28 protein-coding genes and 1 tRNA gene are annotated in these 25,896 nt (G+C 70.5%); 17 read left to right on the plus strand and 12 right to left on the minus strand.

Annotated features, from left to right (window positions below):
- Positions 1-23 precede the first annotated feature (23 nt).
- Genes AA23TX_RS02325 through AA23TX_RS02335 form a run of 3 tightly spaced genes read left to right on the plus strand, consistent with a single transcriptional unit; the run spans position 24 to position 2,181 of the window.
- Complete coding sequence (locus AA23TX_RS02325) at positions 24-584, plus strand: hypothetical protein (RefSeq protein ID WP_155540945.1); 561 nt, start codon at positions 24-26, stop codon at positions 582-584.
- 53 nt (positions 585-637) lie between these two features.
- A complete protein-coding gene (locus AA23TX_RS02330) occupies positions 638-1,423 on the plus strand; it encodes a hypothetical protein (protein WP_155540946.1) in 786 nt (261 codons plus the stop codon).
- Positions 1,420-2,181, plus strand: coding sequence for a hypothetical protein (locus tag AA23TX_RS02335; protein WP_155540947.1), 762 nt, complete (start codon positions 1,420-1,422; stop codon positions 2,179-2,181). The genes AA23TX_RS02330 and AA23TX_RS02335 overlap by 4 nt, the downstream gene beginning before the upstream one ends.
- Positions 2,182-2,247: 66 nt before the next feature.
- Here AA23TX_RS02335 and AA23TX_RS02340 read toward each other — a convergent pair whose 3' ends face one another.
- Positions 2,248-3,741: a S10 family peptidase gene (locus AA23TX_RS02340; RefSeq protein ID WP_155540948.1), complete on the minus strand. Its 1,494-nt coding sequence runs from the start codon at positions 3,739-3,741 to the stop codon at positions 2,248-2,250.
- A 31-nt stretch (positions 3,742-3,772) separates the two neighbouring features.
- Here AA23TX_RS02340 and AA23TX_RS02345 point away from each other — a divergent pair, with 31 nt between their 5' ends.
- From AA23TX_RS02345 to AA23TX_RS02370, 6 genes are all read left to right on the plus strand, one after another.
- Complete coding sequence (locus AA23TX_RS02345) at positions 3,773-4,432, plus strand: endonuclease V (protein ID WP_155540949.1); 660 nt, start codon at positions 3,773-3,775, stop codon at positions 4,430-4,432.
- Positions 4,429-5,112, plus strand: coding sequence for a uracil-DNA glycosylase (locus AA23TX_RS02350; protein ID WP_155540950.1), 684 nt, complete (start codon positions 4,429-4,431; stop codon positions 5,110-5,112). Before AA23TX_RS02345 ends, AA23TX_RS02350 begins: the two co-directional genes overlap by 4 nt.
- A gap of 84 nt (positions 5,113-5,196) precedes the next feature.
- On the plus strand, positions 5,197-6,531 hold the full coding sequence (locus AA23TX_RS02355) for an NAD(P)/FAD-dependent oxidoreductase (protein WP_155540951.1): 1,335 nt from the start codon (positions 5,197-5,199) through the stop codon (positions 6,529-6,531).
- A 71-nt stretch (positions 6,532-6,602) separates the two neighbouring features.
- A complete protein-coding gene (locus tag AA23TX_RS02360) occupies positions 6,603-7,100 on the plus strand; it encodes an SLATT domain-containing protein (RefSeq protein ID WP_155540952.1) in 498 nt (165 codons plus the stop codon).
- A 156-nt stretch (positions 7,101-7,256) separates the two neighbouring features.
- Positions 7,257-8,588, plus strand: a complete 1,332-nt coding sequence (locus AA23TX_RS02365) for a lectin (RefSeq protein WP_155540953.1) — start codon at positions 7,257-7,259, stop codon at positions 8,586-8,588.
- A 24-nt stretch (positions 8,589-8,612) separates the two neighbouring features.
- Positions 8,613-8,689 (plus strand) — tRNA-Leu (locus AA23TX_RS02370).
- A 38-nt stretch (positions 8,690-8,727) separates the two neighbouring features.
- On the opposite strand, the gene AA23TX_RS02375 is transcribed toward AA23TX_RS02370, so the two are convergent.
- The 4 genes from AA23TX_RS02375 to AA23TX_RS02390 form a co-directional block, all read right to left on the minus strand.
- Entirely contained in the window at positions 8,728-9,309 is a 582-nt protein-coding gene (locus AA23TX_RS02375) for a methyltransferase (protein ID WP_196425152.1), read from the minus strand.
- A 227-nt stretch (positions 9,310-9,536) separates the two neighbouring features.
- Positions 9,537-9,812 (minus strand): hypothetical protein, encoded by a 276-nt coding sequence (locus AA23TX_RS02380; RefSeq protein ID WP_155540955.1) that lies wholly within the window; start codon positions 9,810-9,812, stop codon positions 9,537-9,539.
- Between the two features lie 36 nt (positions 9,813-9,848).
- A complete protein-coding gene (locus AA23TX_RS02385) occupies positions 9,849-10,733 on the minus strand; it encodes a hypothetical protein (protein ID WP_155540956.1) in 885 nt (294 codons plus the stop codon).
- A gap of 530 nt (positions 10,734-11,263) precedes the next feature.
- Positions 11,264-12,478, minus strand: coding sequence for a cytochrome P450 (locus tag AA23TX_RS02390; RefSeq protein WP_155540957.1), 1,215 nt, complete (start codon positions 12,476-12,478; stop codon positions 11,264-11,266).
- A 59-nt stretch (positions 12,479-12,537) separates the two neighbouring features.
- Between AA23TX_RS02390 and AA23TX_RS02395 the strand changes: the two genes are divergently transcribed.
- The 5 genes from AA23TX_RS02395 (at position 12,538) to AA23TX_RS02415 (ending at position 17,311) form a co-directional block, all read left to right on the plus strand.
- Positions 12,538-13,164 (plus strand): TetR/AcrR family transcriptional regulator, encoded by a 627-nt coding sequence (locus AA23TX_RS02395; protein WP_155540958.1) that lies wholly within the window; start codon positions 12,538-12,540, stop codon positions 13,162-13,164.
- A gap of 199 nt (positions 13,165-13,363) precedes the next feature.
- Positions 13,364-14,509, plus strand: a complete 1,146-nt coding sequence (locus AA23TX_RS02400; RefSeq protein WP_155540959.1) for a thioester domain-containing protein — start codon at positions 13,364-13,366, stop codon at positions 14,507-14,509.
- A gap of 159 nt (positions 14,510-14,668) precedes the next feature.
- Complete coding sequence (locus AA23TX_RS02405) at positions 14,669-15,547, plus strand: helix-turn-helix transcriptional regulator (RefSeq protein ID WP_196425153.1); 879 nt, start codon at positions 14,669-14,671, stop codon at positions 15,545-15,547.
- Positions 15,548-15,625: 78 nt separating this feature from the next.
- Complete coding sequence (locus AA23TX_RS02410; RefSeq protein ID WP_155540960.1) at positions 15,626-16,444, plus strand: dioxygenase family protein; 819 nt, start codon at positions 15,626-15,628, stop codon at positions 16,442-16,444.
- 105 nt (positions 16,445-16,549) lie between these two features.
- Positions 16,550-17,311, plus strand: coding sequence for a thioesterase II family protein (locus AA23TX_RS02415; RefSeq protein ID WP_155540961.1), 762 nt, complete (start codon positions 16,550-16,552; stop codon positions 17,309-17,311).
- On the opposite strand, the gene AA23TX_RS02420 is transcribed toward AA23TX_RS02415, so the two are convergent.
- The 3 genes from AA23TX_RS02420 to AA23TX_RS02430 all read right to left on the minus strand — a co-directional run bounded on the left by AA23TX_RS02420 (position 17,302) and on the right by AA23TX_RS02430 (position 19,718).
- On the minus strand, positions 17,302-18,327 hold the full coding sequence (locus AA23TX_RS02420; protein WP_155544204.1) for a chitinase: 1,026 nt from the start codon (positions 18,325-18,327) through the stop codon (positions 17,302-17,304). The genes AA23TX_RS02415 and AA23TX_RS02420 overlap by 10 nt on opposite strands.
- 515 nt (positions 18,328-18,842) lie before the next feature.
- Positions 18,843-19,496: a class I SAM-dependent methyltransferase gene (locus AA23TX_RS02425; RefSeq protein ID WP_155540962.1), complete on the minus strand. Its 654-nt coding sequence runs from the start codon at positions 19,494-19,496 to the stop codon at positions 18,843-18,845.
- A gap of 45 nt (positions 19,497-19,541) precedes the next feature.
- Positions 19,542-19,718 carry a zf-HC2 domain-containing protein gene (locus AA23TX_RS02430; RefSeq protein ID WP_155540963.1) on the minus strand — a complete coding sequence of 59 codons (177 nt, stop codon included), beginning with the start codon at positions 19,716-19,718 and terminating at the stop codon, positions 19,542-19,544.
- Between the two features lie 322 nt (positions 19,719-20,040).
- Between AA23TX_RS02430 and AA23TX_RS02435 the strand changes: the two genes are divergently transcribed.
- The gene (locus tag AA23TX_RS02435; RefSeq protein WP_155540964.1) at positions 20,041-20,289 is read left to right on the plus strand and encodes a hypothetical protein; all 249 of its coding nucleotides are present in this window, start codon (positions 20,041-20,043) and stop codon (positions 20,287-20,289) included.
- Between the two features lie 27 nt (positions 20,290-20,316).
- On the opposite strand, the gene AA23TX_RS02440 is transcribed toward AA23TX_RS02435, so the two are convergent.
- The gene (locus tag AA23TX_RS02440; RefSeq protein WP_155540965.1) at positions 20,317-21,264 is read right to left on the minus strand and encodes an Lrp/AsnC family transcriptional regulator; all 948 of its coding nucleotides are present in this window, start codon (positions 21,262-21,264) and stop codon (positions 20,317-20,319) included.
- Between the two features lie 110 nt (positions 21,265-21,374).
- Here AA23TX_RS02440 and AA23TX_RS02445 point away from each other — a divergent pair, with 110 nt between their 5' ends.
- On the plus strand, positions 21,375-22,679 hold the full coding sequence (locus tag AA23TX_RS02445) for an MFS transporter (RefSeq protein WP_155540966.1): 1,305 nt from the start codon (positions 21,375-21,377) through the stop codon (positions 22,677-22,679).
- Here AA23TX_RS02445 and AA23TX_RS02450 read toward each other — a convergent pair.
- The 3 genes from AA23TX_RS02450 to AA23TX_RS02460 are packed head-to-tail and all read right to left on the minus strand — an operon-like array spanning position 22,657 to position 25,164.
- Positions 22,657-23,064, minus strand: coding sequence for a type III secretion system chaperone family protein (locus AA23TX_RS02450; RefSeq protein ID WP_155540967.1), 408 nt, complete (start codon positions 23,062-23,064; stop codon positions 22,657-22,659). The two genes, AA23TX_RS02445 and AA23TX_RS02450, sit on opposite strands and share 23 nt — an antisense overlap.
- Positions 23,064-23,933: an oxidoreductase gene (locus tag AA23TX_RS02455; RefSeq protein ID WP_155540968.1), complete on the minus strand. Its 870-nt coding sequence runs from the start codon at positions 23,931-23,933 to the stop codon at positions 23,064-23,066. The genes AA23TX_RS02450 and AA23TX_RS02455 overlap by 1 nt, the downstream gene beginning before the upstream one ends.
- 46 nt (positions 23,934-23,979) lie before the next feature.
- Positions 23,980-25,164: a glycoside hydrolase family 3 N-terminal domain-containing protein gene (locus AA23TX_RS02460; protein WP_155540969.1), complete on the minus strand. Its 1,185-nt coding sequence runs from the start codon at positions 25,162-25,164 to the stop codon at positions 23,980-23,982.
- A gap of 150 nt (positions 25,165-25,314) precedes the next feature.
- Here AA23TX_RS02460 and AA23TX_RS02465 point away from each other — a divergent pair, with 150 nt between their 5' ends.
- Positions 25,315-25,893: a helix-turn-helix transcriptional regulator gene (locus AA23TX_RS02465; RefSeq protein WP_155540970.1), complete on the plus strand. Its 579-nt coding sequence runs from the start codon at positions 25,315-25,317 to the stop codon at positions 25,891-25,893.
- Positions 25,894-25,896: the final 3 nt, after the last annotated feature.

A 25,896-nucleotide genomic window follows, 5' to 3' on the forward strand; every position in this document is an offset into this window, starting at 1 on the left:
CGGGGAAGGCCGCCTTCCTCATCGTGCTCTGCGCGGCTTACCAGGTGGTTCGCTGGCGGCACGCGCAACGCCGCGAGCAGGTGGCCGAGCGGTGGGCGGGTACGTCTCCGCCGCCCTTGAACGCGACGGCGAAGCTCGTCGGAGGCTGGTACCTGGCCTCGACGGCCGTCACGTTCGTCGGCGGCGCGGCGTTGTGCGCGGCCGCGTTCATGACCGAGCCGGCTGTCCCCACGCGGTACCCGGCGGCGATCGCGGTCGCGGCGCACACGTTCGCGCTGGCGGCCGGTGCGGGAGCGACGGCACTGGTGCTGGGCCGGGTGCTGCGCGCCCCGGTCATCGCGGAGGACGCGGCATCCCACCTGGTCGACGGGCTGCTGCGCGCGGAGGACGCGTATCGGTTCGCGTCGCCGGCGCCGTACGTGCTGGTGGTGGCGTCGCTACCGGTGGTCGACTGGCTGGAGCCCGGCCCGCTGGAGTGGTTCGCGCTCGCCTACCTGGTCGTCGTGCTGGGGCTGCAGCTGACCGGCTGGCTGCTGGTCCGCCGCCGGTACCGGCGGCTGCCGCCGGGCTTCTACGGCCGGTAAACCCTTTCGGCACCTCGCGCGTGTAGTGCGCGACAGGGGAGGGGTGCGGCCTGATGATCGTGGTGTCGGCGGAAGAGCGGGTGGCGGCCAAGTGGCTCGGCCGCCGCGGCGTCCGGGTCGCCGAGCCGACCACGGTGCTGACCGCGCGGCTGAGCGTCCGCGGCGGGAAGCCGGCGCCTGAGGCCTTCACCGTCGTCTTCGTCCTGGGCGCGGTGACGTTCCTCGGGATCTTCGGCTACCAGATGCTGCGGCTCCTGCCCGGAGTGGACCACGGCGACCTGCCCGACGGCGGGTTCTGCTCCTTGATCGCCGCGTGGGCTTCGCTGCGGGCGTGGCTCCACGTCCGCGCCGGCGATCGGCGGGCGGCGGTGCAGCTGGGGGACCGGCGCCTGGACCGGCCGCCCCCGCCGTGGCCGGAGGTGGTGAGCGGCTGGTACCTCATCGCCCTCCTGATCACCTTCGGCGGCGGTGCCGTCCTCGGTGTCGCGCTGGCGGCCCGGGGTTCGGTCTGGGCGCTGTTCTGGCTCGGCCTGCTCGCGCTCGGCGCGGTCGTGGACGCGGTGATCCTGACCGGCGTGCTCCGGCGGCCCGTCCTCGCCGAGGACGAAGGCTCGCTGGCGGTCGACGCCGTGACGCGGCGGGAAGACGTGCTCCTCGCCCCGCCGTCGGTCTTCGCGGTGCCGGTGGTCCCCGACCTCGTGTCGGAGGACCTGCCGGGCCGCCCGTGGTTCCTCGGTTACGTCGCGCTCGCGGTGGCCACGCACGCCGTCGCGTGGTTCGTCCAGCGGCGCCGGGCGCCCGCGTTGCCCGCCGGCGGCTACTACGGGGAAACCGGATGACCGAGCACGAATCAAGTCTGCGCTGGCTGGCGAGCCGCGGCCGGCCCGTGGCGAGGCCGACCCCGTACATCGGCGCGCTGCTGGCCACGCGCAACGCCGGCACGATCCGCGTCCTGCCGTGGTTCCTGCTGTTCGGGGTCCTCGCGCTCGTCGCCGGGATCGCCCACGCCCAGCTCTTCGGCGCGACCGCGAGCCTGCCCGCGTACGTCGTGTGCTTCGTCGCCCAGCTGACGATGTGGCGGGCGGCCAGGTCCCGGCAGCGGGAGCTGGCGAAGCACACGAGCCCGTGGCCCGGCCCGCCGGCGAAGCCTCTCGACGGCTGGTTCGTCGCGTCCGCCGTGCTGGCCTACGGCGGCGGCGCGGCCCTCGCGGTTTCCCTGCTCCCGGCGGCCCGCGCCGCCGGTTGGCTGACGCTGCTCGGGGTGAGCGCGCTCTGCGCGGGCGCGATCCTGACCAGCTTCCTGCGGGCTCCGGTGCTCGCCGAGGACGAGGCTTCGTTCGCGGTCTACCGCGGCCTGCTGGCGGAGAACCTCCACGCGGCGTCACCGTCCTTCGCGGCGGTCCCGCCGCTCCTGGACGTCGTCACGCACCGGCTGCCGCCGGCGTACGGGCCGTGGCTGGTCGCGTACGTCGCGCTGGTCGTGGTCACGGAGCTGGTCGCGTACGTCCGGGGCCGCCGGCCACTGCCACCCGGCCGGTACGGCGACCCGCTGCCGCGCGGGACCGCCGTCGACTGGTCTCCACCGGAACCCCGCTGAAGGTGCCGGAGCGACGACGAACTCCACCGGTCCCTGGAGCCGGGCCTCTCCAGGGACCGGTGAGGCTCAGCGGTTCGAGGCCTTCTTGACGAACTTCGCGAGGTCCTTCGCCTGCTGCACCCGGGTCGGCTCGTGGACGTACATCATGTGCCCGGCCGGGTAGTACGCCGTGTCGATGTTGTCGCGCAGCTCCTCCGGGATCTGCAGGTGGGCCAGCACGTGCTCGGCCGCGAAGTAGGCCGTCGCGCCGTCGTAGTGGCCGAACGCCACGTGGACCTGCAGGTGCGGGTTCGCGCGCATCGCCGCGCTCACCGAGTCGACCACCGACACCGAGCGGCCCTCGAAGTCCGAGTACGACCACGCCTTGAACGTGTCCTCGTGGATGAGCTCGTACGGCAGGTCGTTCTCGTACCCGAGCTCGGCCCGCACGTAGTGGTTGAACGACGCCGCGTACGCGCCGATCACGCGCGAGATCGACGGGTCGTCGCTCATGTGCTCGCGGCCGCCGTCGGGCTCCCAGGTCGTGAAGCGGCCGTCCATCCGGCCGACCGTCAGGCCGCGGTCGCGCAGCAGCTCGGTGAAGAACCGCACGTGTTCGATCCGCAGGTTCACCCGGTCCACATAGGACTCGCTGAGCCCGGTCAGCGACGCCAGCGTGGCGACCGCCTCCGCGCGGTCCTGCGTGGACAGCCGCGCGCCGCGCGAAAGCACGTACGGCAGGTCCTTCGCGGCGAAGTCCTCGGCGTCGGCCAGGACGTCGTCGAGCGGCCGGTCGCCGTGCAGGCCGTGGTAGTGCGCGATCGCCGCGTACGTCGGCACGTACAGCGAGTACGGCAGGTCGTTGCCCTCGGTGAACCGCAGCGTGCCGAGGTCGAGCACCGACGAGATCAGCAGCAGGCCGTTGAGGTAGAGCCCGTGCCGCTCCTGCAGGTGCGCGGCCAGCCCGGCGGCGCGCAGCGTGCCGTACGACTCGCCGGCCAGGAACTTCGGCGACAGCCAGCGCTGGTGGCGTGACACCCACAGCCGGATGATCTCGCCGACCGACTCGATGTCGCCCTTGAAGCCGTGGAAGTCCTTGGTCTCGCCGCCGTCGGACGCGCGCGAGTAGCCGGTCGACACCGGGTCGATGAACACGAGGTCGCTGTGCGCCAGCAGCGTCTCGGGGTTGTCGGCCAGCCCGTAGGGCGGCGGCACGAGGTCGTCGACGTCACCCGAGAGCACCCGGCGCGGGCCCAGCAGGCCCATGTGTAGCCAGATGCTCGACGAGCCGGGGCCGCCGTTGAAGGCGAACGTCACCGGCCGCGTGCCCGGGTCGGCGTCGTCGAGGGTGTAGGAGGTGAGGAACACCTCCGCCTTCGCCTTGTGCCCCTCCGACTTGCCGTCCTTGACGATCTCCTTGCGGAGGACGATCCGGCCCGCCTTCGCCGTGTACGCGAGCTTCTTCCGCTTCACGGTGATCGTGTGCTGGGTCGTGACGATGTCGTCGGTCGGCTCGGCCGGGATCTCCGTCGCTTCCGGAGCCTTCTTCTCGGGGGCCTCTTCGGGGGTCGTGTCCGCCATGGACCCAACCTAGTTGTGGCAGGGTGACTTGGTGCACACCGGGGACTGGCCGAAGACGGCCGAGGACGCGCTCGCCGTGCAGGAACGGCTGCGCGGCCTGGTCGACCTCGTCGACGACCTCGCGGAGCTGCCGCCGACGGTGACCGGTCTCGACGTCGCCTACGACGGTGCCGACGGGATCGCCGCGGCCGTCGTCACCCTCGAGACCACCGGGCTCACCGTGGTCGAGCAGCGGACGCACCGCGCGCGGGCCGTCTTCCCGTACGAACCGGGCCTGTTCGCCTTCCGCGAGCTGCCGCCGCTGCTGGCCGCGCTCGAGCGGCTGGACCGCGAGCCGGACGTCCTGGTCTGCGACGGCCACGGCCTCGCCCACCCGCGGCGCTTCGGCCTCGCGTGCCATCTCGGCGTGCTGACCGGGCTGCCCGCCTTCGGCGTCGGCAAGACGCGGTTCGTCGGCTCGCACGCCGAGCCGGGGCCGTCCCGGGGCTCGGCGGAGCCGCTGGTCGACGCCGGCGAGGAGGTCGGCGCGGTGCTGCGGACCCAGGACGGCGTCAAGCCGGTGTACGTCTCGGCCGGGCACCGGATCGCCCTGGCCCACGCCTGCCGGCTGACCCTGGCGCTGGCCCCGCGCTACCGGCTGCCCGAGACGACGCGGCTGGCCGACCGGCTGTCCCGGGTGGCGCTGCGATGAGGTCACTGGCCGAGCTGGACGCCGCCGTGGCCGGGTGCCGCGCCTGCCCGCGCCTCGTGACCTGGCGCGAGGGTGTCGTGGGCACCAAGGCGGCCTTCCGCGGCGAGGAGTACTGGGCGCGGCCGGTGCCGGGCTTCGGGCCGCCGGACGCGTCGATCGCCGTCGTCGGGCTCGCGCCCTCGGCGCACGGTGCCAACCGCACCGGCCGGATGTTCACCGGCGACCCTTCGGGTGACTTCCTCTTCCGCGTCCTGCACGAGGTGGGGCTCGCGTCGCAGCCGACGTCCGAGCGGATCGGGGACGGCCTCGAGCTGTACCGCACCCGGCTCGTCTCGCCCGTGCGCTGCGCGCCGCCGGAGAACAAGCCGACGCCGGCCGAGCGCGACACGTGCCGTCCGTGGCTCGCCGAGGAACTGGTGCTGTTACGTCCGACACTGCGGGCGATCGTCGTGCTCGGCGCCTTCGGGTGGCAGGCGTTACTGCCCGTGCTCGCCGAGGCGGGCTGGCCGGTGCCGCGGCCGCGTCCGGCGTTCGCGCACGGCGCGGTCGTGGAACTGGACGACCTGCGCCTTTTCGGCTGTTATCACGTGTCGCCGCGGAATGTCCAGACTCGGCTCGTGACCCACGCCATGGTGGCCGGCGTCTTCCGGGCCGCGGCCTCGGTGACTGCGCCGAACTGAATCGTTACGGAAACCGCAGCGACGCTGGTCACAGCGAGATGGGGTCCCCGAGCGAGGCGCTCCGGAAGGTGTCACCATGAGGACATGGCTGCTGCGAAGTCGAAGTCGGAACCGACTCGGATCCTCGTCCTCGGTGGTGGGTACGTCGGGCTCTACACGGCGTACGGCCTCCAGAAGATGCTCCGGGCCAACGAGGCCTCCGTGACCGTCGTTGACCCGCAGCCCCACATGACCTACGCGCCGTTCCTCCCGGAGGCCGCGGCCGGCGCGATCGAGCCCCGGCACGTGGTCGTGCCGCTGCGGCGCGTGCTCAAGCGCTGCCACGTGCTTACCGCGCGCGTCACCAAGATCGAGAACGACAAGAAGTCCGTCACGGTCGAAGCCGCCGACGGCCACATCGAGCAGCTCGGCTACGACGTCCTGGTCGTCGCGCTCGGCGCCGTCGCGCGCATCCTGCCGATCCCGGGCCTGGTCGAGCAGGGCATCGCCTTCAAGACCATCGGCGAGGCGATCTACCTCCGCAACCACATCATGACCAAGCTCGACGAGGCCGCCAGCACGCTGGACCCCGAGCTGCGCAAGCGCCTGCTGACGTTCACCGTCGTCGGCGGCGGGTTCGCCGGCATCGAAGCGCTGGCCGAGCTCGAGGACATGACCCGGTTCGCGGTCGAGAACTACTACCCGAACATCCAGCCGGCCGACGTCCGCTGGGTGCTCGTCGAGGCCGCCGGGCGCATCCTGCCCGAGGTCCGCGAGACGCTCGGCGTGTACACGGTCGAGCAGCTGGAGAAGCGCGGCATCGAGGTCTACCTGTCGACGGCGGCGAAGTCGTTCGAGAACGGCCACGTCGTGCTTTCGGACGGCACGGAGTTCGACACCGACACGCTCATCTGGACCGCCGGCGTGAAGGCCAACCCGGTGCTGGCCAACTCGGACCTGCCGCTCGACAAGCGCGGCCGCCTCGAGGCGACGGCCGCGATGCAGGTCGTCGGTCACCCGGACGTGTGGACCGCGGGCGACAACGCCGCGATCCCGGACCTCTCGCGCACCGAAGAGGACCCGACGGCCACGTGCCCGCCGAACGCGCAGCACGCGGTTCGCCAGGCGAGGCTGCTGGCGAAGAACATCATCAAGGTGATCCGCGGCGGCAAGCCGAAGGACTACTTCCACAAGAACCTCGGCGCGGTCGCGAGCCTCGGCCTGCACAAGGGCGTGGCCGACGCGCTGAACCTGAAGATCAAGGGCTTCCCGGCGTGGCTGTTCCACCGCGCGTACCACCTCAAGGCGATGCCGACGTGGAACCGCAAGATCCGCATCCTGTTCGACTGGATCCTCGGTGGGCTGTTCCGGCGTGAGGTGATCTCGCTCGGGCAGATCAACAACCCGAAGGACGAGTTCGCGCGCGTCTCGAAGTCCTGACGTTCTTTCGCGGAGAGCCCCGGTCCTGGTGACCGGGGCTCTTTTGCGTGCCCGGCCGGTATTCTCGGCCGGTGAAACCGCCGATCCAGTCCGACCCGCCGACGCCGGGACTGTCGCCGCTCGAGCTCGCCCAGGACGTCCTGGCCCGGATCGAGAAGGCCAACGAGTACGCGCGAAACCGGAAGTCCCGCTTCCGGCGCCGGGCGGTGTCGATCCGGCTGGTGGCGCTGGCGCTTTCGGCGACGTCGACGATCATCCTCGGGCTGCAGAACCTCGACGGGTGGACCGGGACGGCGTTCGCGCTCGTCGCGATCGTCACCGTGGTGAGCGCGCTGGAGCCGTTCTTCGCCTGGCGGTCGCTGTGGGTGCTGATGGAAGAGGTGCAGTCGCGGTTCTACCGGCTGCGCGACGACCTCGGTTTCTACGTCGCGTCGACGCCGCCGGAGCAGCTCGACGTCGAGGTGATCCGCGCGAAGTTCGACGACTACCAGCGCGTCTGGGATCTCGTGGGGCAGCGCTGGCTGGAGTACCGCCGCGCCGACGAGTCGTCCGGGAAAAGCGGCGGATAAGGGCTTTTTGGGGTTATTGCGGGGAAAAATCCGGCTGTGTGCCGGTGAGCGACATGGTCTGGACAACTGGGCCGGTGAGCGGGTAAACCCTTTCTTCACAACGCGGAATAAGTCCGCTCCGGCTCCTTTCCCCACGGTCCCCCTTGGAGCTTTGCCATGCCCTTTTCCCGTACCAAAGCGGCACTCGTAGCGGCGCTGCCCGTCGTCGCCGCGCTCGCCCTGACACCGTCCACCGCCGCCGCGGCCACGCCCGCCTTCCCCGCCCACTACGCGGCGCCGTACCTGCAGATCAGCGACGGCGACGCCGGCCAGATGGCCGCGGACATGAACGCGACCGGCACGAAGTTCTTCACGCTGGCGTTCCTGACCCCGCAGTCCGGCTGCACGCCGGTGTGGGAGGCGAACGGCACCGGCGTCGGCTCGTTCAAGTCCCAGATCACCGCACTGCAGTCGGCGGGCGGCAACGTCATCCCGTCGTTCGGCGGCGCGGAGGGCGGCGAGCTGGCCCAGACCTGCACGAACACGTCGAGCCTGACCGCGGCGTACGCCAACGTCGTCAACACCTACGGCACGCCCCGCCTGGACTTCGACATCGAAGGCGGCGTCCTGAACGACACGGCGTCGAACCAGCGCCGCAACTCCGCGCTGGCGGCGCTGCAGCAGCAGAACGGCGCGGTCCAGGTCGACTACACGCTGGCGGTCGACCCGACGGGCATCCCGTCGAACGAGCTGGATCTCCTGCGCGACGCGAAGAACAAGGGCGTCAAGGTCAGCGTGGTCAACCTGATGGTGATGGACTTCTACGACGGCCAGCCAGTCCTGAGCGACGCCCTCTCGGCGGCGCGCGCATCGGCGTCCCAGCTGTCGAGCCTGTACGGAATCTCGACCTCGGCGGCGTACGCGATGATGGGCCTGACCCCAATCGCGGGCCGCAACGACGACGGCGCCCAGTTCAGCCAGTCGGACGCGCAGCAGCTGGAGACGTTCGCGGCGTCGAACGGGGTGGCGGAGCTGTCATTCTGGGAGTTGCAGGACTACGACCGCGCGACGGGCTATGCGTACTCTCGTATCTTCAACGCGATCACGGGCGGCACGACGACTCCGCCCCCCGCCGGCGGCGGCACGATCACGGGCTACGGCGGCAAGTGCGTGGACGTGGCGGGTGCTTCGACCGCCAACGGGACGACGGTCGATCTGTACACGTGCAACGGGACTGGTGCGCAGCAGTGGACTGCTTCCTCGGGTACTTTGCGAGCGCTTGGCAAGTGCCTGGACGTGGCTTCGGCGGGCACGGCGAACGGGTCCCGGGTGCAGCTGTACGACTGCAACGGAACGGGCGCCCAGCAGTGGACGGCCTCGGGAAGCCAGCTGGTGAACCCGGCCTCGGGCAAGTGCCTGGACGCGACGGGCCCGAGCTCAGCGGACGGAACACCGCTGCAGATCTGGACCTGCACGGGCGCGGCGAACCAGTCGTGGACGCTGCACTAGCGGCCATCACCTAGAGTGTGCGGTGCCCCCGTAGCCCAACCGGCAGAGGCAGTCGACTTAAAATCGACACAGTGCGGGTTCGAACCCCGTCGGGGGCACCACCAGGCCCAAGCAAAGATGGACTCCTGTGCAGATAGCCTCAACGAGGCGGGCTCGGGTCGAGCCTCAACTCGTGAATGCGGTAGGACTCGTACCCACGCTCCAACTTTGCGATCACGCTTGATTCGAGTCCCACGGCCCGGCACTGCCGGTCGACATCGAAGCCGATCCGCTCGGAGACACTCGATGTCACGAGGTAGCACCGGCCGCGGTCGGCCAGGTGCGTCGGAAGCCCGGCGATGAACGATGACGTCGCGAGCAGGTCAGTGTCCATGACCGCCGCCGACAACGTGTCGTACGGAGTGATCGGAAGAAGCGGCGGGTTGGCGACGATCACGTCGAAGCGTTCGTCTGGACGCAGGCTCTCGCCGAAGGTTCCCAGGCGAATTTCGACGGCGTCAGTGACGTTGTTCAGCGCGGCGTTGGCACGCGCACAGGCAACGGGTTCGGGGTACGCGTCGACGGCGACCACCTTTGCCCCGCGGAGTGCGGCGTTGATTGCGAAGGCGCCGCTGCCGCAGAACATGTCGAGAACGCGTTCGCCGACCTGAAACTGCAACGACTGCAAAAGGAATGGTGAGACGCTCGTCAGCGTCGGGTCGAAGACGTTCGGGTCGATCACCAGATCCGCCGAACCGAAGCGGCGCCTCGGGCGCACCTCGTGGGTGTGCTTGGCCAGCAGTGTCCGAACCGGACCGGTGTCGAGGCAGGCGTGTGGGTGGGAAGTGGACGCGCTGATGGTCGTACTCGAGGTGTGAGTCTGCAGGTCAGGGCCAGTCCGCCCCCCAAATGACCACCGTGACTGGTCCACTTGGTTCGTCATAGCACGGGCACATTAGCCCATCAGGGTTACGAGCGCTTGGCCGCCTTCTCGATCCTGTGTAGACGTCCTCGGAGACGACGGCGTGGCTTCCGCGCCTGGCCGGCTGCCAGTTCGCCGAGATAGTGCTCGATCTGCGGGTCGGCGACACCGGTTTGCTCTTTGGCTTCCTCGTACAACTTGCCGATGCGCTCGGCTGCTTCCGGGCCGGTCGGCTCCTCGACCTTGATCACCCCGAAGCCGTAATCCTCAGGCCTCACGTTGCCCTCGGCCTCGCCCGGTAGCATCTTTTCGATCCGAACCATGGTGCTCCTTTCGTTCGTTGAATGTCATTCAGCTTTCTATGCAAGTGAAACGGTCATCGCGCAGTCGACCAAAGCCTCCTTGAATCGCTCGTTTCGAGAGAAGTCGAAGTCTGGGTCATTGGCGTTCGTCACGCTTATGGTCACGCAGCCGGTCGCTTCGCCCGAGGTGCCGTCCTGGAGAACGCGTGCGATGACGAACCCGTACAGCGCCGCGAGTCGCTTCGCGTCCTCCAAGGACAAGTTCTTGGTGATATCGACGCCTTTTTCTTGCCACTCTTCTTCGCTGCCTGCGGCCAGTGCCTGCTGGTACGTCTCGTCGTTCGCATCCAAGATCAGAATCTCGGCGCGGATATTGTTGGCGATGCACACGCCAACGAGTCCTCGTCCCTTGCGGAACTTCACGCCTGACGGTGCATGCTTCATCAGTCCTACCGCTGCGGTTCGTTTCAAGGCTGGGCGAATTGCAACTCGGGTCAACCTGTCCCAGACCGGAAGATGTTTCCACCAAACGCGAAACCTATAGGGAAATATTTTCCGGTACCACAGTGGAACTTCCCAAATATGGACCCGTAGTTCCAGGAGCGTATCGGTGACAACGCAGTTGCGGCACAGGTTGACGAGAGTTCGCTGGGCGACGCCCTCGATCAACTCCTGACGCTTGCTCTTCGGCGCGGTCAGCCAGCGCTGGACGGCGGAGATCCGCTGAGCGCCAACGGCGACGGCAACGATGATCGCGGCGGTCAGGTTGTAGCCGTTCAAGCTCTGGGCGCTCTTGGTGATATTGAAAAATGTGGCCCAGGTGACCGCTGCTATCAGGATCACAGCCAGGACACGCAACTCAACCCACCACCCCGATGCATGCGGTCGAATCGCCGCCGCACGGGCCGGGTGGCGGATTCGCCGAGGCTCCGGCGCTGTCATCGATCCAGAATCGTGAAGATCGAATTCGAGCGCCGCCGACGACTGCACAGTCGTGCGGCTCGGCGTGCTCGTTACGGCGAGATACAAGTGTGACCGTCGGTCGAGCAACGGTGATCCAGTCGCCGGATAAACTGATTCAGATCTGCCGGGCAAAATTGATCACCGCCTCCCGTATGGGCTTGCCGCTGAAGCTGCTGCACGTGCAGCGGCTTCCTTCAGTGTGCCACCGGCCGGGCGGATTTCGATGGTATTCGCTCGTCTGGCCCCTGTCGCACTGAGTGACGAATCCCGCCCTTGCTGTTACCCGTACAGTTCGGGTGTTCGCGGCATTGTGGCCGTTAGCTGCACTTTTGCGGCTCCACGGTCGAGTTGCACTCGGGGCGCGACGTACTGGGCGTCACTCAGTGCGATCAGGTTGTTGAATTCGGCAACTCTGAGGAAGTGGATCAGGGGGCGCTTCGAGGCGCTATTCGTATCGTACGAGCTACTCTTCGTGTTCGACGTGCGACCTTTCTGGCGGCCGTTGTCAGTCATGCCGTCGGGTGCACCGTTACCGGGAACTTCGACGGCCCGCGCAGGTTGATGCGGCCGTTCCACTCCAGCTTGCCCGCGAAACCCAACTCGGGGAACCGCTGCACCAGCCGGCTCACCGCCACCTGACCCTCCAGCCGGGCCAACGCCGCGCCCAGGCAATGGTGCGGACCCGCCCCGAACGACACCTGGTGACGTGCCTCCGGGCGGTCCAGCCGCAGCTCCGAAGCGTCCGGGCCGAAGAACCTCTCGTCCCGGTTCGCCGAGCCCAAGCACGCCAGCACGAACGTCCCCGGGGGGATCTCGCGACCCGCCACCGCGTACGGGGACGTCGTCACGCGGCGGGTTTGCTGGACCGGGGAGTCGTACCTCAGGAACTCCTCCACCGCGTTCGACGCCAGGTCCGGTCGGTCTCGGAGCAGGGTCAGCTGCGACGGATTCCGCAGCAGTGCGTTGACGCCGTTCGCGATCAGGTTGACCGTTGTTTCGTGGCCCGCTACGTACAGCAACACCACCTGGGCCACCAGCTCGTCGCCGTCCAGGACCTGGCCGTCGTGTTCCGCTGCGATCAAGGCCGTCAGCAAGTCGTCCGCGGGATTGTGACGCTTCCACTCGATCACCTCGCGCGTGATCGCCGTCAGCTCCGCGTCCGCCGCCATGATCGCGCGGGCCGTTTCCTCGTCGGCGACGATCTCCAGGGAGCGCACCAGGGTTCCGCTCAGCTCGCGGACGCGGGAGTGGTCCGTCGGGGGCATGCCCAGCATTTCGGAGATCACCGCGAACGGGAGCGGGAACGCCAGCTCCTCGACCAGGTCCGACTCGCCCTTCTCGGCCATGCGGTCCAGCGCCGCGTCGACGAGACCGGCGATCTTCGGCTCCAGCGCCGCGATCGCGCGGCGGGTGAACACCTTCGTCACCAGCGAGCGCAGCCGCGTGTGGTCGGGCGGGTCGCGGTCGAGCATCGACCGGTTGAGCGCGCCGGCGTCTTCATCGGCGGCGAAGTACTCGAACGGCGACTCCGCCAGGTTCGTGACCTCCACGGACAGGCCGGCGCGAAGCAGCGCCGAGACGTCTTCGTAGCGCGAGACGAACCAGAAGCCCAGTGGGTGCTCCTGCGCCGGGTCACCGTCGCGCAGCTTCTTGTACTGCGCGTACGGGTTTTCGAAGAAGCCGGGCTCGAACGGGTTGAACAGCAGTTCGTCTACGTCGGTCATGGCAACCCCCACATGCGCCGTGTCGGTGACATACGCAGTGTATGTCCTATGCTTTGCGCATGTCGACCCTCAAGAGCCGGCGGGAGCAGTACTCCGAGGCCACCCGGGCCGCTCTGCTGGCGGCGGCCACGCGCCGGTTCGCCGAACACGGCTTCGCCGGGACGTCGCTGGAAGAGATCGCCGGCGACATCCAGGCCACGCGCGGCGCGATCTACCACCACTTCGCCAGCAAGACGGCGTTGTTCGAGGCGGTCTTCGCGCAGCTCGAGACCGAGGCGATGGAGCTGTCCGCGGCCGCGGCGGCGCGGGGGACGGATCCCTGGTCGGCGGCCTTCGCGGCGCTCGACGTCTTCCTCGACCACTGCTGCGACCCCGGCTACGGCAAGCTCGTCTGGCGGGAAGCGCCGCTCGCGCTCGGCTGGCTGCGCTGGCAGGCGGCCGAGGAGCAGTACGCGTACGGGCTCGTCGAGCAGCTGATCAAGGCCCTGGTGGACGGCGGCGACATCGACGACCAGCCGCTCGAGACCACGACCCGCCTGGTGTTCGGCATGCTCGGCACGGCCGGGATGGCGCTGGCCGAGGCGTCCGATGTGGACAAGCCGCGACTGAAGGCGGAGTACGCCGCCGTCATCGGGCGGATGGCCTCCGGGTTGCGTCCGGCCGTCGGTGAAGTGACCGCGCGATAAATCGTCAATTGCACTTTTTGACTGACCGATTTACACGATTCTCCAACTCTTTCGAGTTAATGGGGACACCTCGCGTAGCGCTTGTTGGGTCCGTGTAAGCTCCCGTCTCGCTTGACCGGGTGATCGCTCACCCGAATCGGTGACCGCCTGCGGGGGTGTGCGGTTACCCCGTCGTGGTTCGGGCTCGGATAGGAGATTTATGCAGGTCAGGTCCACTCTTGTGCGTGGCGGGATCGCGGCTCTCGCCGCGGCCGCCGCGGTCATGATCGGTTCTCCGGCCGCTCTCGCCGACGATGGCGCCGCGCGCGGCCGCGTCGACGAGCACGCCGGCACGGTCGGCTACCGCCTCAACCTCGGCAAGGGCGGCGACTACATCGCCGAACTGTTCGAGATGAAGCTGTCGAACGGCAGCACGCTGAAGCTCTACTGCGTGCAGATCACCGTCGGCCTGCGCACCGACGTCGACATGGTCGAGCGCCCCTGGAACAAGTACCCCGCCGAGGGGCCGTTCACGGCCAACAGCGCGAAGATCAACTGGGTGCTGCACAACGGCTACCCGGGCACCGGCCTGGACGCGCTGGGCAAGGCGCTGAAGAAGGCCGGCGTCGAGGTCCACGACGGCGTCTCCGAGCGCGAGGCCATCGCCGCGACGCAGGCCGCCGTGTGGCACTTCAGCGACGGCGTGAACCTGGACGCCACCAAGCCGCTGGCCGAGGAGAACTCGGCCGACGCCAACGCCGACGTCGCCGCGCTCTACGCGTACTTCACCGGTGACCAGAACAAGGGCATCGGCGAGCAGCCGAAGCCGACGCTGAACATCGCCGCGGACAAGACCGAGGGCACGGCCGGTGGCAAGATCGGCCCGTACAGCGTCGCCACCAGCGGGGACGTCACCTCGCTGACCAGCCAGCTGCCCGAGGGCGTCAAGATCACCGACGCCGACGGCAAGGAGCTGAAGGGCACCGACGTCAAGGACGGCAGCAAGCTGTTCGTCGACGTCCCGGCGGGCACCACGCCGGGCAAGGGCGCCTTCACCCTCAAGGCCACCGGCGAGCTGGACACCGGACGCCTGTTCGTCGCCGACAACTACGCGAAGAAGCCGGCGCAGTCGCTGATCGTCGCCGACTCGGAGAAGACCGAGGTGACCGCGAACGCGCCCGCCAGCTGGACCGAGGCCGGCGTCCCGACCACCGCGCCGAGCACCACTCCGGCCGGCTCGAACGGCGGGGGCGGCGAGCTCGCCAACACCGGTGTCGACGCCGCGGTTCCGTTCACCGTCGGCGGCCTGCTGCTCGGTGGCGGCGCGCTGATGCTGCTGGTGAACCGGCGTCGCAGCCGCGCATAAGTACCAGTCAGTACCCGGAACGGGGCCGGTCCACTGTGGACCGGCCCCGTTTTCGTGCGTCAGGGACCCGACCATCGGATTGCGATCATCGGGGCAAAAGCGGCGAACCGCCCGTGCATTGGTCTAGACTTTTCGCCCGGACGGCGAAGGGACGACGTCATGCGCGGTACGACCGTTCCGCCCGGGACGCCCTGCCCGCCACCGCGGGCGGGGGAGCTGCCGATGCACCGGCTGGAGGTGCCGGCCCCGCACGCGCCGCCGCTCGCCGTCGGCACGTTCGACGCGATCGGGCCGCTCTCGCGCGCGGAGTTCCCGCACCGGCACACCTTCCACGAGCTGGTGCACGTCACCGGCGGCACCGGCGCGCACGTCGTCGACCTGACGCGCCGGCCGCTGCGTCCGCCGCACCTCGGCGTCATCGCGCCGGGGCAGGTGCACCAGTGGGCCGATGTGCGCGGCCTGACCGGTCACGTCGTCCTGTTCACCGACGAGTTCCTCCTCGACCACCCGGCCGACCGCGAACTGCTGCGACGGCTGAGCGAACAGCCGCTGCTGGAGCTGGACCCGGACGCCGACGCCGGCGTCACGCGGCTGGTCGCGGACCTCGTGGAGGAGCTCCGCCACGGCGAAGAGTCGGTCCTGCGGGCGCTGCTCCACGTCCTGGTCGCGCGGGCCGGACGGCTGCTGGGGCCGCCGCCCGCGCCCGCCGGGACGGTGGCGGCGGAGTTCGCCCGGCTCACCGGCCGCCCGGACCTCGGGCTGTGGTCGGTGTCCGCGCACGCCGCGCGCATCGGCGTCACGCCGGGCCACCTCACCGAGGCCGTGAAGGCCGCGACCGGCCGCACCGCCGCGCAGCTGCTGCGCGAGGCGCGGACGCGGGAAGCCCAGCGGTTCCTGCTCCGGACGGACCTCACCGTGCGCCAGGTCGCGACCCGCGTCGGGTTCGCCGACCCGGCCTACTTCTGCCGGTTCTTCCGCCGCGAGACCGGGCTGAGCCCGGGCGACTTCCGCCGCGGCGGGGAGAATCACCACGACTGACCGGCCCAGTCCATCGTCGCGCACCCGGTGCGCTGCCTACGTTCGAGGGGATTCCCGACGCCCCCACGAGGAGCAGGCATGGACGAGGACACCAAGCTCAGCCGCAAGACGGTGCTGCGCGCCGCGCTGGCCGCGGGCGTCGCCGCGCCGGTCGCCCTGATCGGCGGGCCGGCGCTCGCCCGCACCACCGCCGCCACCGGCGCCGCCCCCGAACTGACCCCGGCGTGCCACGACGGCGACGAACCGACGATCGAGCAGACCGAAGGCCCCTACTTCAAGCCGAACTCGCCGGAACGGACCGACCTGGTCACGCCCGGCACCCCGGGCACGCGCCTGACGGTGTCCGGCTACGTGTTCGGGCGGGCCTGCCTGCCGGTGGGCCGCGTGCTGCTGGACTTCTGGCAGGCCGACGTCAACGGCGCGTACGACAGCGCCGGCTACGCGTTCCGCGGCCACCAGTACACCGACGCCCAGGGCGCGTTCCGCCTCTCGACGATCGTGCCCGGCCTCTACCCCGGCCGCACCCGGCACATCCACGTCAAGGTCCAGGCGCCCGGCCGGCCGATCCTGACCACCCAGCTCTACTTCCCGAACGAGCCGCGCAACAACACCGACACGATCTTCGACGCGCGGCTGCTGATGACCGTGCGGGACAACGGCTCCGCGAAGGAAGCCGCGTTCGACTTCGTGCTGAACGTCCCGCAGAACCCGACGTCCACGACGTCGGCGCCGCCCACCTCCCCGCCGCCCGGGGGCACCACCTGGGCGGCGGGCACGGCCTACGCGGCCGGTGCCCGGGTCACCTACGGCGGCCGGGGCTACGTGTGCTTGCAGGGGCACACCGCCCAGCCGGGCTGGGAACCCCCGGCCGTTCCCGCGCTGTGGCGGGCGGAGTGACCCCCTGAGGAGGGAGGGAACGGGCGGGTCCCGGCACCGGGGCCCGCCCGGCTTCCGCACGACAGGCGTCGACCCGGTCCGCGCGGGCCTGGGACATTCAGCGGTATGACGGACTCCGTGGGGTGGCTCCGGCGTTTCCACCCGGCGGCGCCCGGCGCGCCGCGGCTCGTGTGCTTCCCGCACGCCGGCGGCGCGGCGAGCTACTTCCACCCGCTCTCGGCCACGCTGGCGCCCGCGGTCGACGTGCTGGCCGTGCAGTACCCGGGCCGGCAGGACCGGCACGCCGAACCGCTGGTGGACGACCTGTTCCTGCTCGCCGACCGGCTGGCGGACGTCCTCGCCGCCGAGGGTGCCGGACCGGTGGCGTTCTTCGGGCACAGCATGGGCGCCAGCCTGGCCTTCGAGGTCGCGCGGCGGCTCGAGACCGGGCTGCTGGGGTTGTTCGTGTCCGCGCGCCGCGCGCCGTCGGCGTCCCGCGTGGGGCGGGTCCACGAGCGGGGGGACGACGAGCTGCTCGCCGATGTCCGGCAGCTGGGCGGCACCGACGTCCGGGTGCTGGAGCACCCGCAGCTCGTCCGCATGGTGCTGCCGGTGCTGCGCAACGACTACAAGGCGGCTGAGGCCTACCGCTACCGGCCCGGCCCCGACGTGGGCTGCCCGGTCTTCGCGCTGATCGGCGACCGCGACCCGACGGTCACCGAAGCGGAGGCGGGGCGGTGGGCGGCGCACACGTCCGGCCGCTTCGAGCTGAAGTCGTTCCCGGGCGGCCACTTCTACCTGAACGACCACCTCGGGGAGGTGAGCCGCCTGCTGGGCGAGCGGCTCACCGGTCGGGAAGGTGAGCCGCTCGCTTCAGGTCAGCAGTAGAGGTTGGCGCCGGGGTCGACGCCGAGGATGGACGTGATCTGGCGGTACTTGTCGACGCGGCTCTGGACCTGCGCCGGGTTGCCGCCGTTGCACTCGATGGAGCCGTTGATGCTGCGGATGGTCTCACCGAAGCCGCGGCCGTTGACGATCGCGTTGTGCGGGGTCATCGTGCCGGGGCCGCTCTGGGTGTTCCAGTACCAGAGGCCGGTCTTCCACGCGACGGCCGCGTTCTGCTCGACCTGCCAGGGGTTGCCGAGCAGGTCGATGCCGAGTGCGTCACCGGCGGCCTTGTAGTTGAAGTTCCAGCTGAGCTGGATCGGGCCGCGGCCGTAGTACGCGGCCTGGCCGGCGGGGCAGCCGTAGGGCTGGCCGTAGTCGCAGTAGTGCGGGTAGTTCGCCGTGTTCTGCTCGACGATGTAGACCAGCCCGCCGGTTTCGTGGTTGACGTTGGCGAGGAACGCCGCGGCTTCCTGCTTCTTGACCGTGTCGCTGCCCGTGTTGGCGAAGCCGGGGTAGGCGGAGAGGGCCGCGGTCAGGCCGCTGTAGGTGTAGAAGCCGTTGCGGCCGGGGAAGATCTGGTTGAACTGCGCCTCGCTGATGACGAACGAGCCGGGGTTGCCCGGGTTGCCCGGGTCGGTGCCGCCGCCGCAGGAGTAGGGCTCCCAGTACCAGGTGCTGATGATCGGGTCGTAGCCCGGGTTGGCGTTCTTGGCGCGGTAGTAGCTGCCGTTGGTGTACTTCACGATCGCACCGACGTCGTACCACTGGCCCGCGACCCAGTTCGGGGCGTTGCAGGTGGTTCCGCCGCCGCCGTCGCAGCTGTAGGGCTCCCAGTACCAGGTGCTGATGATGGGGTCGTAGCCCGGGTTGGCGTTCTTGGCGCGGTAGTAGCTGCCGTTGGTGTACTTGACGACCGCGCCCACGTCGTACCACTGGCCCGCGACCCAGTTGGGCCCGCTGCAGGCGGCGGCGGCCGCCTGCGGGACCTGACCGGTGGCGGCGGGCACGCCGAGCACGAGTGCGGCGGCGGCGGCGAATGTTGACAGGACCGCGACAAGACGTCTTCTCAAGACTGGCTCACTCCTTCGGCCACGACGGAGTCCGGACGCGGGGGCGCCCGGTGTCGGAGGGGGTGTGCTCGACCGGCCGGAACGAGGGTGACACCGGTCACTAGAGCAGATTGGTCTAGTCCAGTCAAGGATTCGGGCGGAGCGGGCAAGGGGTGTGCGCGAACGACTCCCGAGTTGAACCGTGCGGCGACGGGGTTCCGGCGACGGGGTTCCGGCGCTCGGGCGTGCGGAATCCGGTCGCCGCCACCGAATGCGGTGCTCCGGGTGCCGGACCCGCGTGAACCTTCGGCGCCCGGTCGCGTGGAACTCGGCCGCCATCGCCGCCGTATGCGGCGCCTCGGGCACCGGACTCGTGAGCCTTCGGCGGCGGGTTTCGGTGCCCGGTCGCGCGCGGAATTCGGCCATCGCCGCCGAAAGCGGCGCCTCGGGCACCGGACTTGCGCGAACCTTCGGTGCCGGCGCTACTCCGCCGCGGAGTCTCCGGACGGTTTCCGCGCCAGCACCCGCCCGTGCGGCACCCGCGCCTCCGGGTCGCGCAGCGCCTGGGTCAGGATCTCGAACCCGGCGCCGGCCACCTGCTCGCTCACCCGCTCCACCGGCTGCCGGTAGGCGTCCAGCGAGAGGCCGTCGTGGCCCTGCCAGCCGGTCAGGTGCTGCCGCTCGTCGCCGACCTGGAACGCCAGCTGCAGGTGGCCGCCCGGGCGCAGCACCCGGAACAGCTCCGCGCACACCTCCGGCAACCGGGCCGGCGGCGTGTGGATGATCGAGTACCAGGCCACCGCGCCCGCGAGACCACCGTCCGGCAGGTCCAGCCCGAGCAGGGACCCCTCGGAAAACCGCAGTTCAGGGTGGTCGCGGCGGGCCACGGCGAGCATCTCCGGCGACAGGTCGATGCCCGCCACTTCGAGCCCCGCCGAGGCGAGGTACGCCGTCACGCGGCCGGTTCCGCAGCCGAGGTCGGCGACCGGGCCGCCGCCGTCCTCGCGGACGAGGTCGGCGAACGCCGTCAGCAGCGCGCGGTCCTGGACGTCTTCGGCTATCGGTGGCGAGAGCCGGGCGTAGCTCTCGGCGACGATCGAGTAGGCGTGGCGGGTGGTGGTCAGGAAGTCGGTCACGGCGCGCACGGTACCGGCGGGCACCGACAGTTTCCGCGATCCGTCCTAAGTGGACTCCGCGCGGCCGAGGTGGTCGAGCATCGAGCGGACGGCCTCGAACTCCCGGACCTCCTGCCGGCAGTCCGGGCACGCCGAAAGGTGCCGCTCCACCCGTGCCGTGTCGACGGCGTCGAGCAACCCCAGGCTGTAGGCCCCGAGGTCGGTCCGGTCGTACCGGGCCATGGATCGCGTCTCCGTTTCCGCGTCCCGCAAGGGAACGCCCGCACTACCGGACGTCTCCAGAGTCCAGACGCGGACGCGGCACCGGCACTGTTCTCCGGTTTTCCACCCGATCGGCCGACAACTTGGGGCGGCGAACAGCCCATGTGAGTGAAAGCTGATCGTCACGGTACTCACCGGTCCGGACACGGAAAGCTTTTCCGCCCCTAATTTCGGGGTTTCCGCGTCATGGGTCGCGGGCGGGTTCGTCCGACCTGCGTCAGACCGGAATTTTCCGGCCTCGACCAGGGCGAAGGCGATCCGGAACGAGGAGAGCGAGAGAGCGATGACCGTACGGAGCCACCGGGCGGACCACGTCGTCGAAGAAGTCGGAGTGTGGCTGGCGGGGGAGTTCGTGGGGCGGCTCCCCGCCGCGGAGATCGACCACGTCGTCAAGGTGACGCGGCTCGACCTCGAAAGCAGTATCGCGCCGGAGGAGCTCGGGGAGATGCTCCACCGGCTGGGCCGGGCCCGGTTGCAGCGCATCGTGCAGCTGTCCCCGGCCGCCAGGGTGCGGATCCCGCAGACGCGCTGACGGAGCTTTCACGGGAAAGGCGGCGTTTCAGCGGGACGCGGCCGCTTTGATCGTCCGGAGGACCGGCGCCGTCTCCAGGGTGCGGACGGCGTCGAGCGCCCCCAGCCGCCGGGTCAGGTAGTGGTGCAGGGCCGCCGCGTCGGGGCAGAGCGCGTGCGCGACCAGGTTGGCCGGCCCGGTCGTCGCCGCGACGAGCGCCAGCTCCGGGTGGGTGGCCAGCTCCCGGGCCACGGCGTCGAGGTGGGCGGGGGCGACCGACATCCACAGCAGCGCGTGGGTGATGGCGCCCAGCGGGGCCGGGTCGATTTCGAGGTCGAAGAACACCGTGCCGCCGGCTTGGAGGTCGGCCAGCCGGCGCGCGACGGTCGCCGCGGACCAGCCGGTGGCCGTCGCCAGCTCGGCCAGGCTCGCGCGGCCGTCGCGCTGCAACGCGGCCATCAGCGCGTCGTCGTCGCCGGTCAGCGGCTTGCCGTCGCCGGAGAACTCCGGGGTCAACGCCGCGACCTGCGAAGCGTCGAGGGCGTTCGCGCGCCCGAGCCACGCCGTCGGGCCGCCGAGGTAGCGGTGCAGCAGCTGGTGCGCCGACACGGCCGTGATGCTCGCGGAGCGCGGGATGTCCCGCAGCAGCAGCGAATGGTCGCTCGCGGCCGGCATGGACACGTTCACGCAGATCTCGGTGCCGCCCGACACGAGCTTGACCCACGCGGTGTCGGCGCGCCGCGCGAGGGCGAGCGCGACGTCGCGCGCGGTGTTCGGGGTCGCCGTCAGCCGGACCATCCACTCGGCCTGCCCGGCGCGTTGCGGGTCCGGCAAGCCGACGACGCGAAGCGACGCTTCGGCGCGTAGCCGGCGGTAGCGCCGCGCCACCGTCTGCGTCGAGACGCCGAGGACGTCCCCGATCTTCGTGAACGGCGCTCGCCCGTCGAGATGCAGCGCGTGGATCACCGCGCGATCGACGTCGTCGAGGATGGTCATATCCCTCATCAAAGCGTACGGCGTGGAAGAAATCAGCCAGCCGTCCGCGAGAAGTGGAAGTCCAAGCCGGAGGCGGGACAAGGTCGGTGCCGACGAAAGGGGGGCACCTCATGCCGACCACGACCCGCTACCGGCCCCGCTGGGCCGCGCTCGCCGTGCTGCTCACCGCCGAAGCGATGAACCTGCTCGACGCCACGATCGTCCAGGTCGCCGGCCCGGTGATCCACGACGGCCTGCCCGGACCGGCCGCCGACATCCCGTGGTTCAGCGCGGCTTACACGCTGCCGTTCGCGGCCCTCCTGATCACCGGCGGCCGGCTCGGGGACGTGTTCGGCCGGGCGAAGACGTTCAAGATCGGCGTGACGGCCTTCGTGCTCGCGTCGCTGGCCTGCGCGGCCGCGCCGGAGGCGGCCCTGCTGATCGGCGCCCGCGCGCTGCAGGGCGCGGCCGCGGCGCTGATCATCCCGCAGACGATCGGGCTCATCCGGGCGCTTTTCGACGGCGCCGAACTCGCGAAGGCGCTCGGCAGCATCGGCCCGGTGATGGGCCTGTCCGCGGTCGCCGGGCCATTGGTCGGCGGCCTGCTGACGCAGGCGCTGTCGTGGCGGGCGGTGTTCCTGGTGAACGTCCCGCTCGGCCTCGCCGTCCTGCTCGCCGCGCGGTTCCTGCCCGAGGACAAGGCCGCCACGCGCCCGAAGCTCGACCTCACCGGCACTCTGCTCGTCGCCGCCGGCGCCGGGCTGCTCGTCTACCCGCTGATCAGCCCGGGCGGGACGGCGTGGCCGCTGCTCGCGGCCGGTGCCGCGCTGCTCGTCGGGTTCGGGTTCCAGCAGCGCCGGACGGCGGCGCCGCTGGTCGAGCCGAGCCTGTTCGCCCACCGCGGGTTCCCGGCCGCGCTCGCCGGGTCACTGCTGTACTTCGCGGTGATGACCGGGCTGATGCTCCTCGTCCCGATGCGGCTGCAGCTCGGCGAGGGCGTCGACGTCCGCACCGCGAGCCTGACGCTGCTGCCGCTTTCGGCCGGGCTCGCAGTGTCGTCGTGGGTCGCCGGGTCCTGGCTGGTGCCGAAGTTCGGCTCCCGCGTGATGTTCGCCGGACTGGGCCTGCTGCTGGCCGGGATCCTCGCGGTCGCCGGCGGGGTGACCCCGGCGCTGGCGTTGTGCGGACTCGGGATGGGAACGTTCACGGTCCCGTTCTTCACCGCCGCGCTGCAGCGCGTGCGGCCGCACGAGACGGGCTCGGCCGCCGGGCTGCTCAACGCCGTGCAGCAGCTCGGCGGCACCCTGGGGGTCGCCCTGTTCGGCGGCCTCTACCTGAGCAGCGGCTCGGCGACCACGGCCTTCGGCGTCGCCGCCGGGGTGACCGTGGCCGCCGCCGTCGCGGTTGTCCCCCTCAGTAGTCGTCGCGGCCGGTGAACTGCTGCTCCAGCAGCTCCGCCGCGCCCGCCACCAGCTCGAGGGGGTCGATGAACTCGTTGATGTCCAGGTGGATCAGCGGCAGCGAGTGGCGCAGCACGAGGTGGTCGCCCATCACCGCCAGCCCGCCCACGACCGTCGAGTTGCCGACCTCGGTCAGCACGTCGAGGAGGTCGACCTCGTCGTGGCGGGCGAACGGCGTCGCGATCTGGACCCAGTCCTCCTGCTGGTCGAGGATCTCGTGGGCGATCACCATGATCTGGGCCCGCTGCTCGGTGTCGGGGTCGTCGCCGAAGCTCAGCCGGATGCGGATCTCGTCGGGTTCGTCGCGCACCACCCGGTACGCCTGCCTGATGTAAGCGACCAGGTCGCCCCACTCGGCCATCAGGCGGCCCCGATCCGGTCGAGGTCGGCCAGGACGTCGGCCGGCAGTTCCAGCGAAGCCGCGGCGAGGTTCTCGCGCAGGTGCTCGAGCGACGACGTCCCGGGGATGAGCAGCATCGACGGCGACCGCCGCAGCAACCACGCGAGCGCGACCTGCATCGGCGTCGCGCCGACGCGGGCGGCGCAGTCGTCGAGGATGCCCGACTGCAACGGGCTGAAGCCGCCGAGCGGGAAGTACGGCACGAAGGCGATGCCGTCGGCGGCGCACTTGTCGACGAGGTCGTCGTTTTCGCGGTGCGCCAGGTTGTACTGGTTCTGCACGCAGACGACGGGCGCGATCGCCTTGGCCTCGTCGAGCTGTTCCGCGGTGACGTGGCTGACGCCGAGGTGCTTGATCAGGCCCTGCTGCCGCAGCTCGGCGAGCACGCCGAAGGGCTCGGCGAGCGACATCCGCACCGGGTAGTCGCCGGCGGTGTTGCCCAGGCGCAGGTTCACCACGTCGATGGCCTCGACGCCGAGGTTCCGGAGGTTGTCGTGCACGGCCTGGGTCAGCTCGTCGGCGGACAACGCGGGCGGCCACGCCTTGTCGGGCGTCCGCCGCGCCCCGACCTTGGTGACGATCGTCAGCGCGTCCGGGTACGGGTGCAGGGCTTCCTTGATCAGCGCGTTCACGGTGTGCGGGCCGTAGTAGTCGCTGGTGTCGATGTGGGTGACGCCGCTTTCGACGGCCTCGCGCAGCACGGCGACCGCGGTGTCGTGGTCACGCGGCGGTCCCCAGACACCGGGGCCGGCCAGCTGCATGGCCCCGTACCCCATCCGGGTCACCGGGACTTCCCCGCCGAGGCTGAAAGTGCCGCCCAGGTTTGCCATTCCGCTCCTCAGGTAGGTGGCGTTCCGCCGAGGAGTCTAGGGACGATCAGCCGCACGCGCCCTTGCTGCGCAGCACCCGCGTCACCGACTCCTGCACCCGCGCCTTCGGCAGCTCGCCGGACTGGACGGCCTTCACGAGCCGGTTCAGCACCTCGTCCACGCGGCCGCCGGACGACCACAGCGCCTCGTCCGCCCCGGCCTGCAACGCCTTCAGCACGGCGTCCGGCAGCGAGTACTGGGCCGTGATCGCCTTCATCGCGCCGAGGTCGTCGGTCAGGACCAGCCCGGTGAACTTGAACTCGGTGCGCAGCAGCTGGTAGGCGGCCGGCGAGATCGACGCCGGGACGCCGCCGGTCAGGTCGGGCACGTCGAGGTGGCCGACCATCACCGAGACCGGGCCGTAGTCGGCGAGGTTCCGGTACGGCACCAGGTCCACCGTCCGCAGCTGCGCGAGCGGCGGGGTGACGACCGTGCCCTTGTGCGAGTCGCCCGAGCCGTGGCCGTGGCCGGGGAAGTGCTTCAGCACCGGCTGGACCCCGCCGTCGCGCAGGCCCGCCGCGAACGCCGCGGCGTAGGTCTTCACGCGGTTCGGGTCCGGGCTGAAGGAGCGGTCGCCGATGACGTCGTCGTCCGGGGCGTCGGTGACGTCGGTGTCCGGGGCGAAGTCGACCGTCACGCCGCGAGCGCGCAGCTGGCGGCCACGGTCGGCGGCCAGCGTGCGGACCTGGGCGGGAGTCTTCGTCGCGGCCATCTCACGGGCCGACGGGATCTCGCCGTCGAGGTCGTCGATGCGCTGGACGCGGCCGCCCTCTTCGTCGACCGACACGGCCACCGGCAGCTTGGCCGCGGCCTGGACGGCGTCGAGGGAGCGATCTTTCAACAACGCTGTTGCGTTACCACCGATGAAGATCCCGCCGACCTGGTTGTCGCGCACCATGGACACCGTGGTGCCCGGGTTGTCGCCGGACACCCCCACGACGACCAGCTGCGCGACCTGGCCGCGGACGTCGAGGCCGTTGACCAGCGACGCGCAGTCACCGGGCCGGGTCAGGCTCGACGTCGGCGCCGGGGAAGAAGGTGCGGCCGTCCGGGAAGGTGAAGGCGGAGGAGGAACCGGTGACCGGGGGATCGCCAGCCCGGCCACGGTGTCCGATTGGCAGCCCGTGACCAGGGAACTCACGACAGCGATGCAGAGCGCCACCCCCAAGGCGGCCGGACGTCGGTGGTTCATCGGTCCCTTCAGTCGTCGGTGTGCCCCACGACGGTAGTCGACGGCCCGGCTTCACGATGTGAAGAAGGCCTGCACCGCGGTTAGAGAATTCGTGAAGGCGACCTCAGCAGACTGGCACCACCGGAACACGGACAGTGGGGAGGGGTCGCGATGGACCAGGTTCGAGTGGCGGCGTGGGCGTCGGACCCGATCGCGCTGACGGGGCTGACCAATCATCTGAAGTCCCGGCCGGAGCTGCTGGTCGTCCCCCGCGCCCGGCGGGCCGAGGCGGCCGTGCTCGTGTTCGCCGTCGGGCAGGTCGACCGCGAGGCGATCGCCGCGCTGCGGGCCGCCTCCGCCGAGTCGCCGGCCGCGATCGTGCTGGTCGCCGGGCACGTCGACCCGGGGCACCTCGGCCTGCTCGCCGACTGCCACGTCTCGGTCGTGCTGCCGCGGACCGCGCTCGACCGGCTCACCGACAGCGTGCTGGCCGCCGCACGGGGGCGCACGACGTCACTGCGCGACCAGGTCGACGCCCTGGCCCACGAGGGCACCACCGCGGCGCTGACGCCGCGCGAGGTGGATGTGCTTCGCCTGATGGCCGAAGGCTGGGACACTGCCGAGATCGCGGGCAAGCTCTGCTACTCGGAGCGGACCGTGAAGAACGTCATCTACGCCATGACCAACCGGCTCAACCTGCGCAACCGGCCGCACGCGGTCGCCTACGCCGTGCGGGCCGGTGTGATCTGAGGA

The organism is Amycolatopsis camponoti (assembly GCF_902497555.1).
GTDB lineage: Bacteria > Actinomycetota > Actinomycetes > Mycobacteriales > Pseudonocardiaceae > Amycolatopsis > Amycolatopsis camponoti.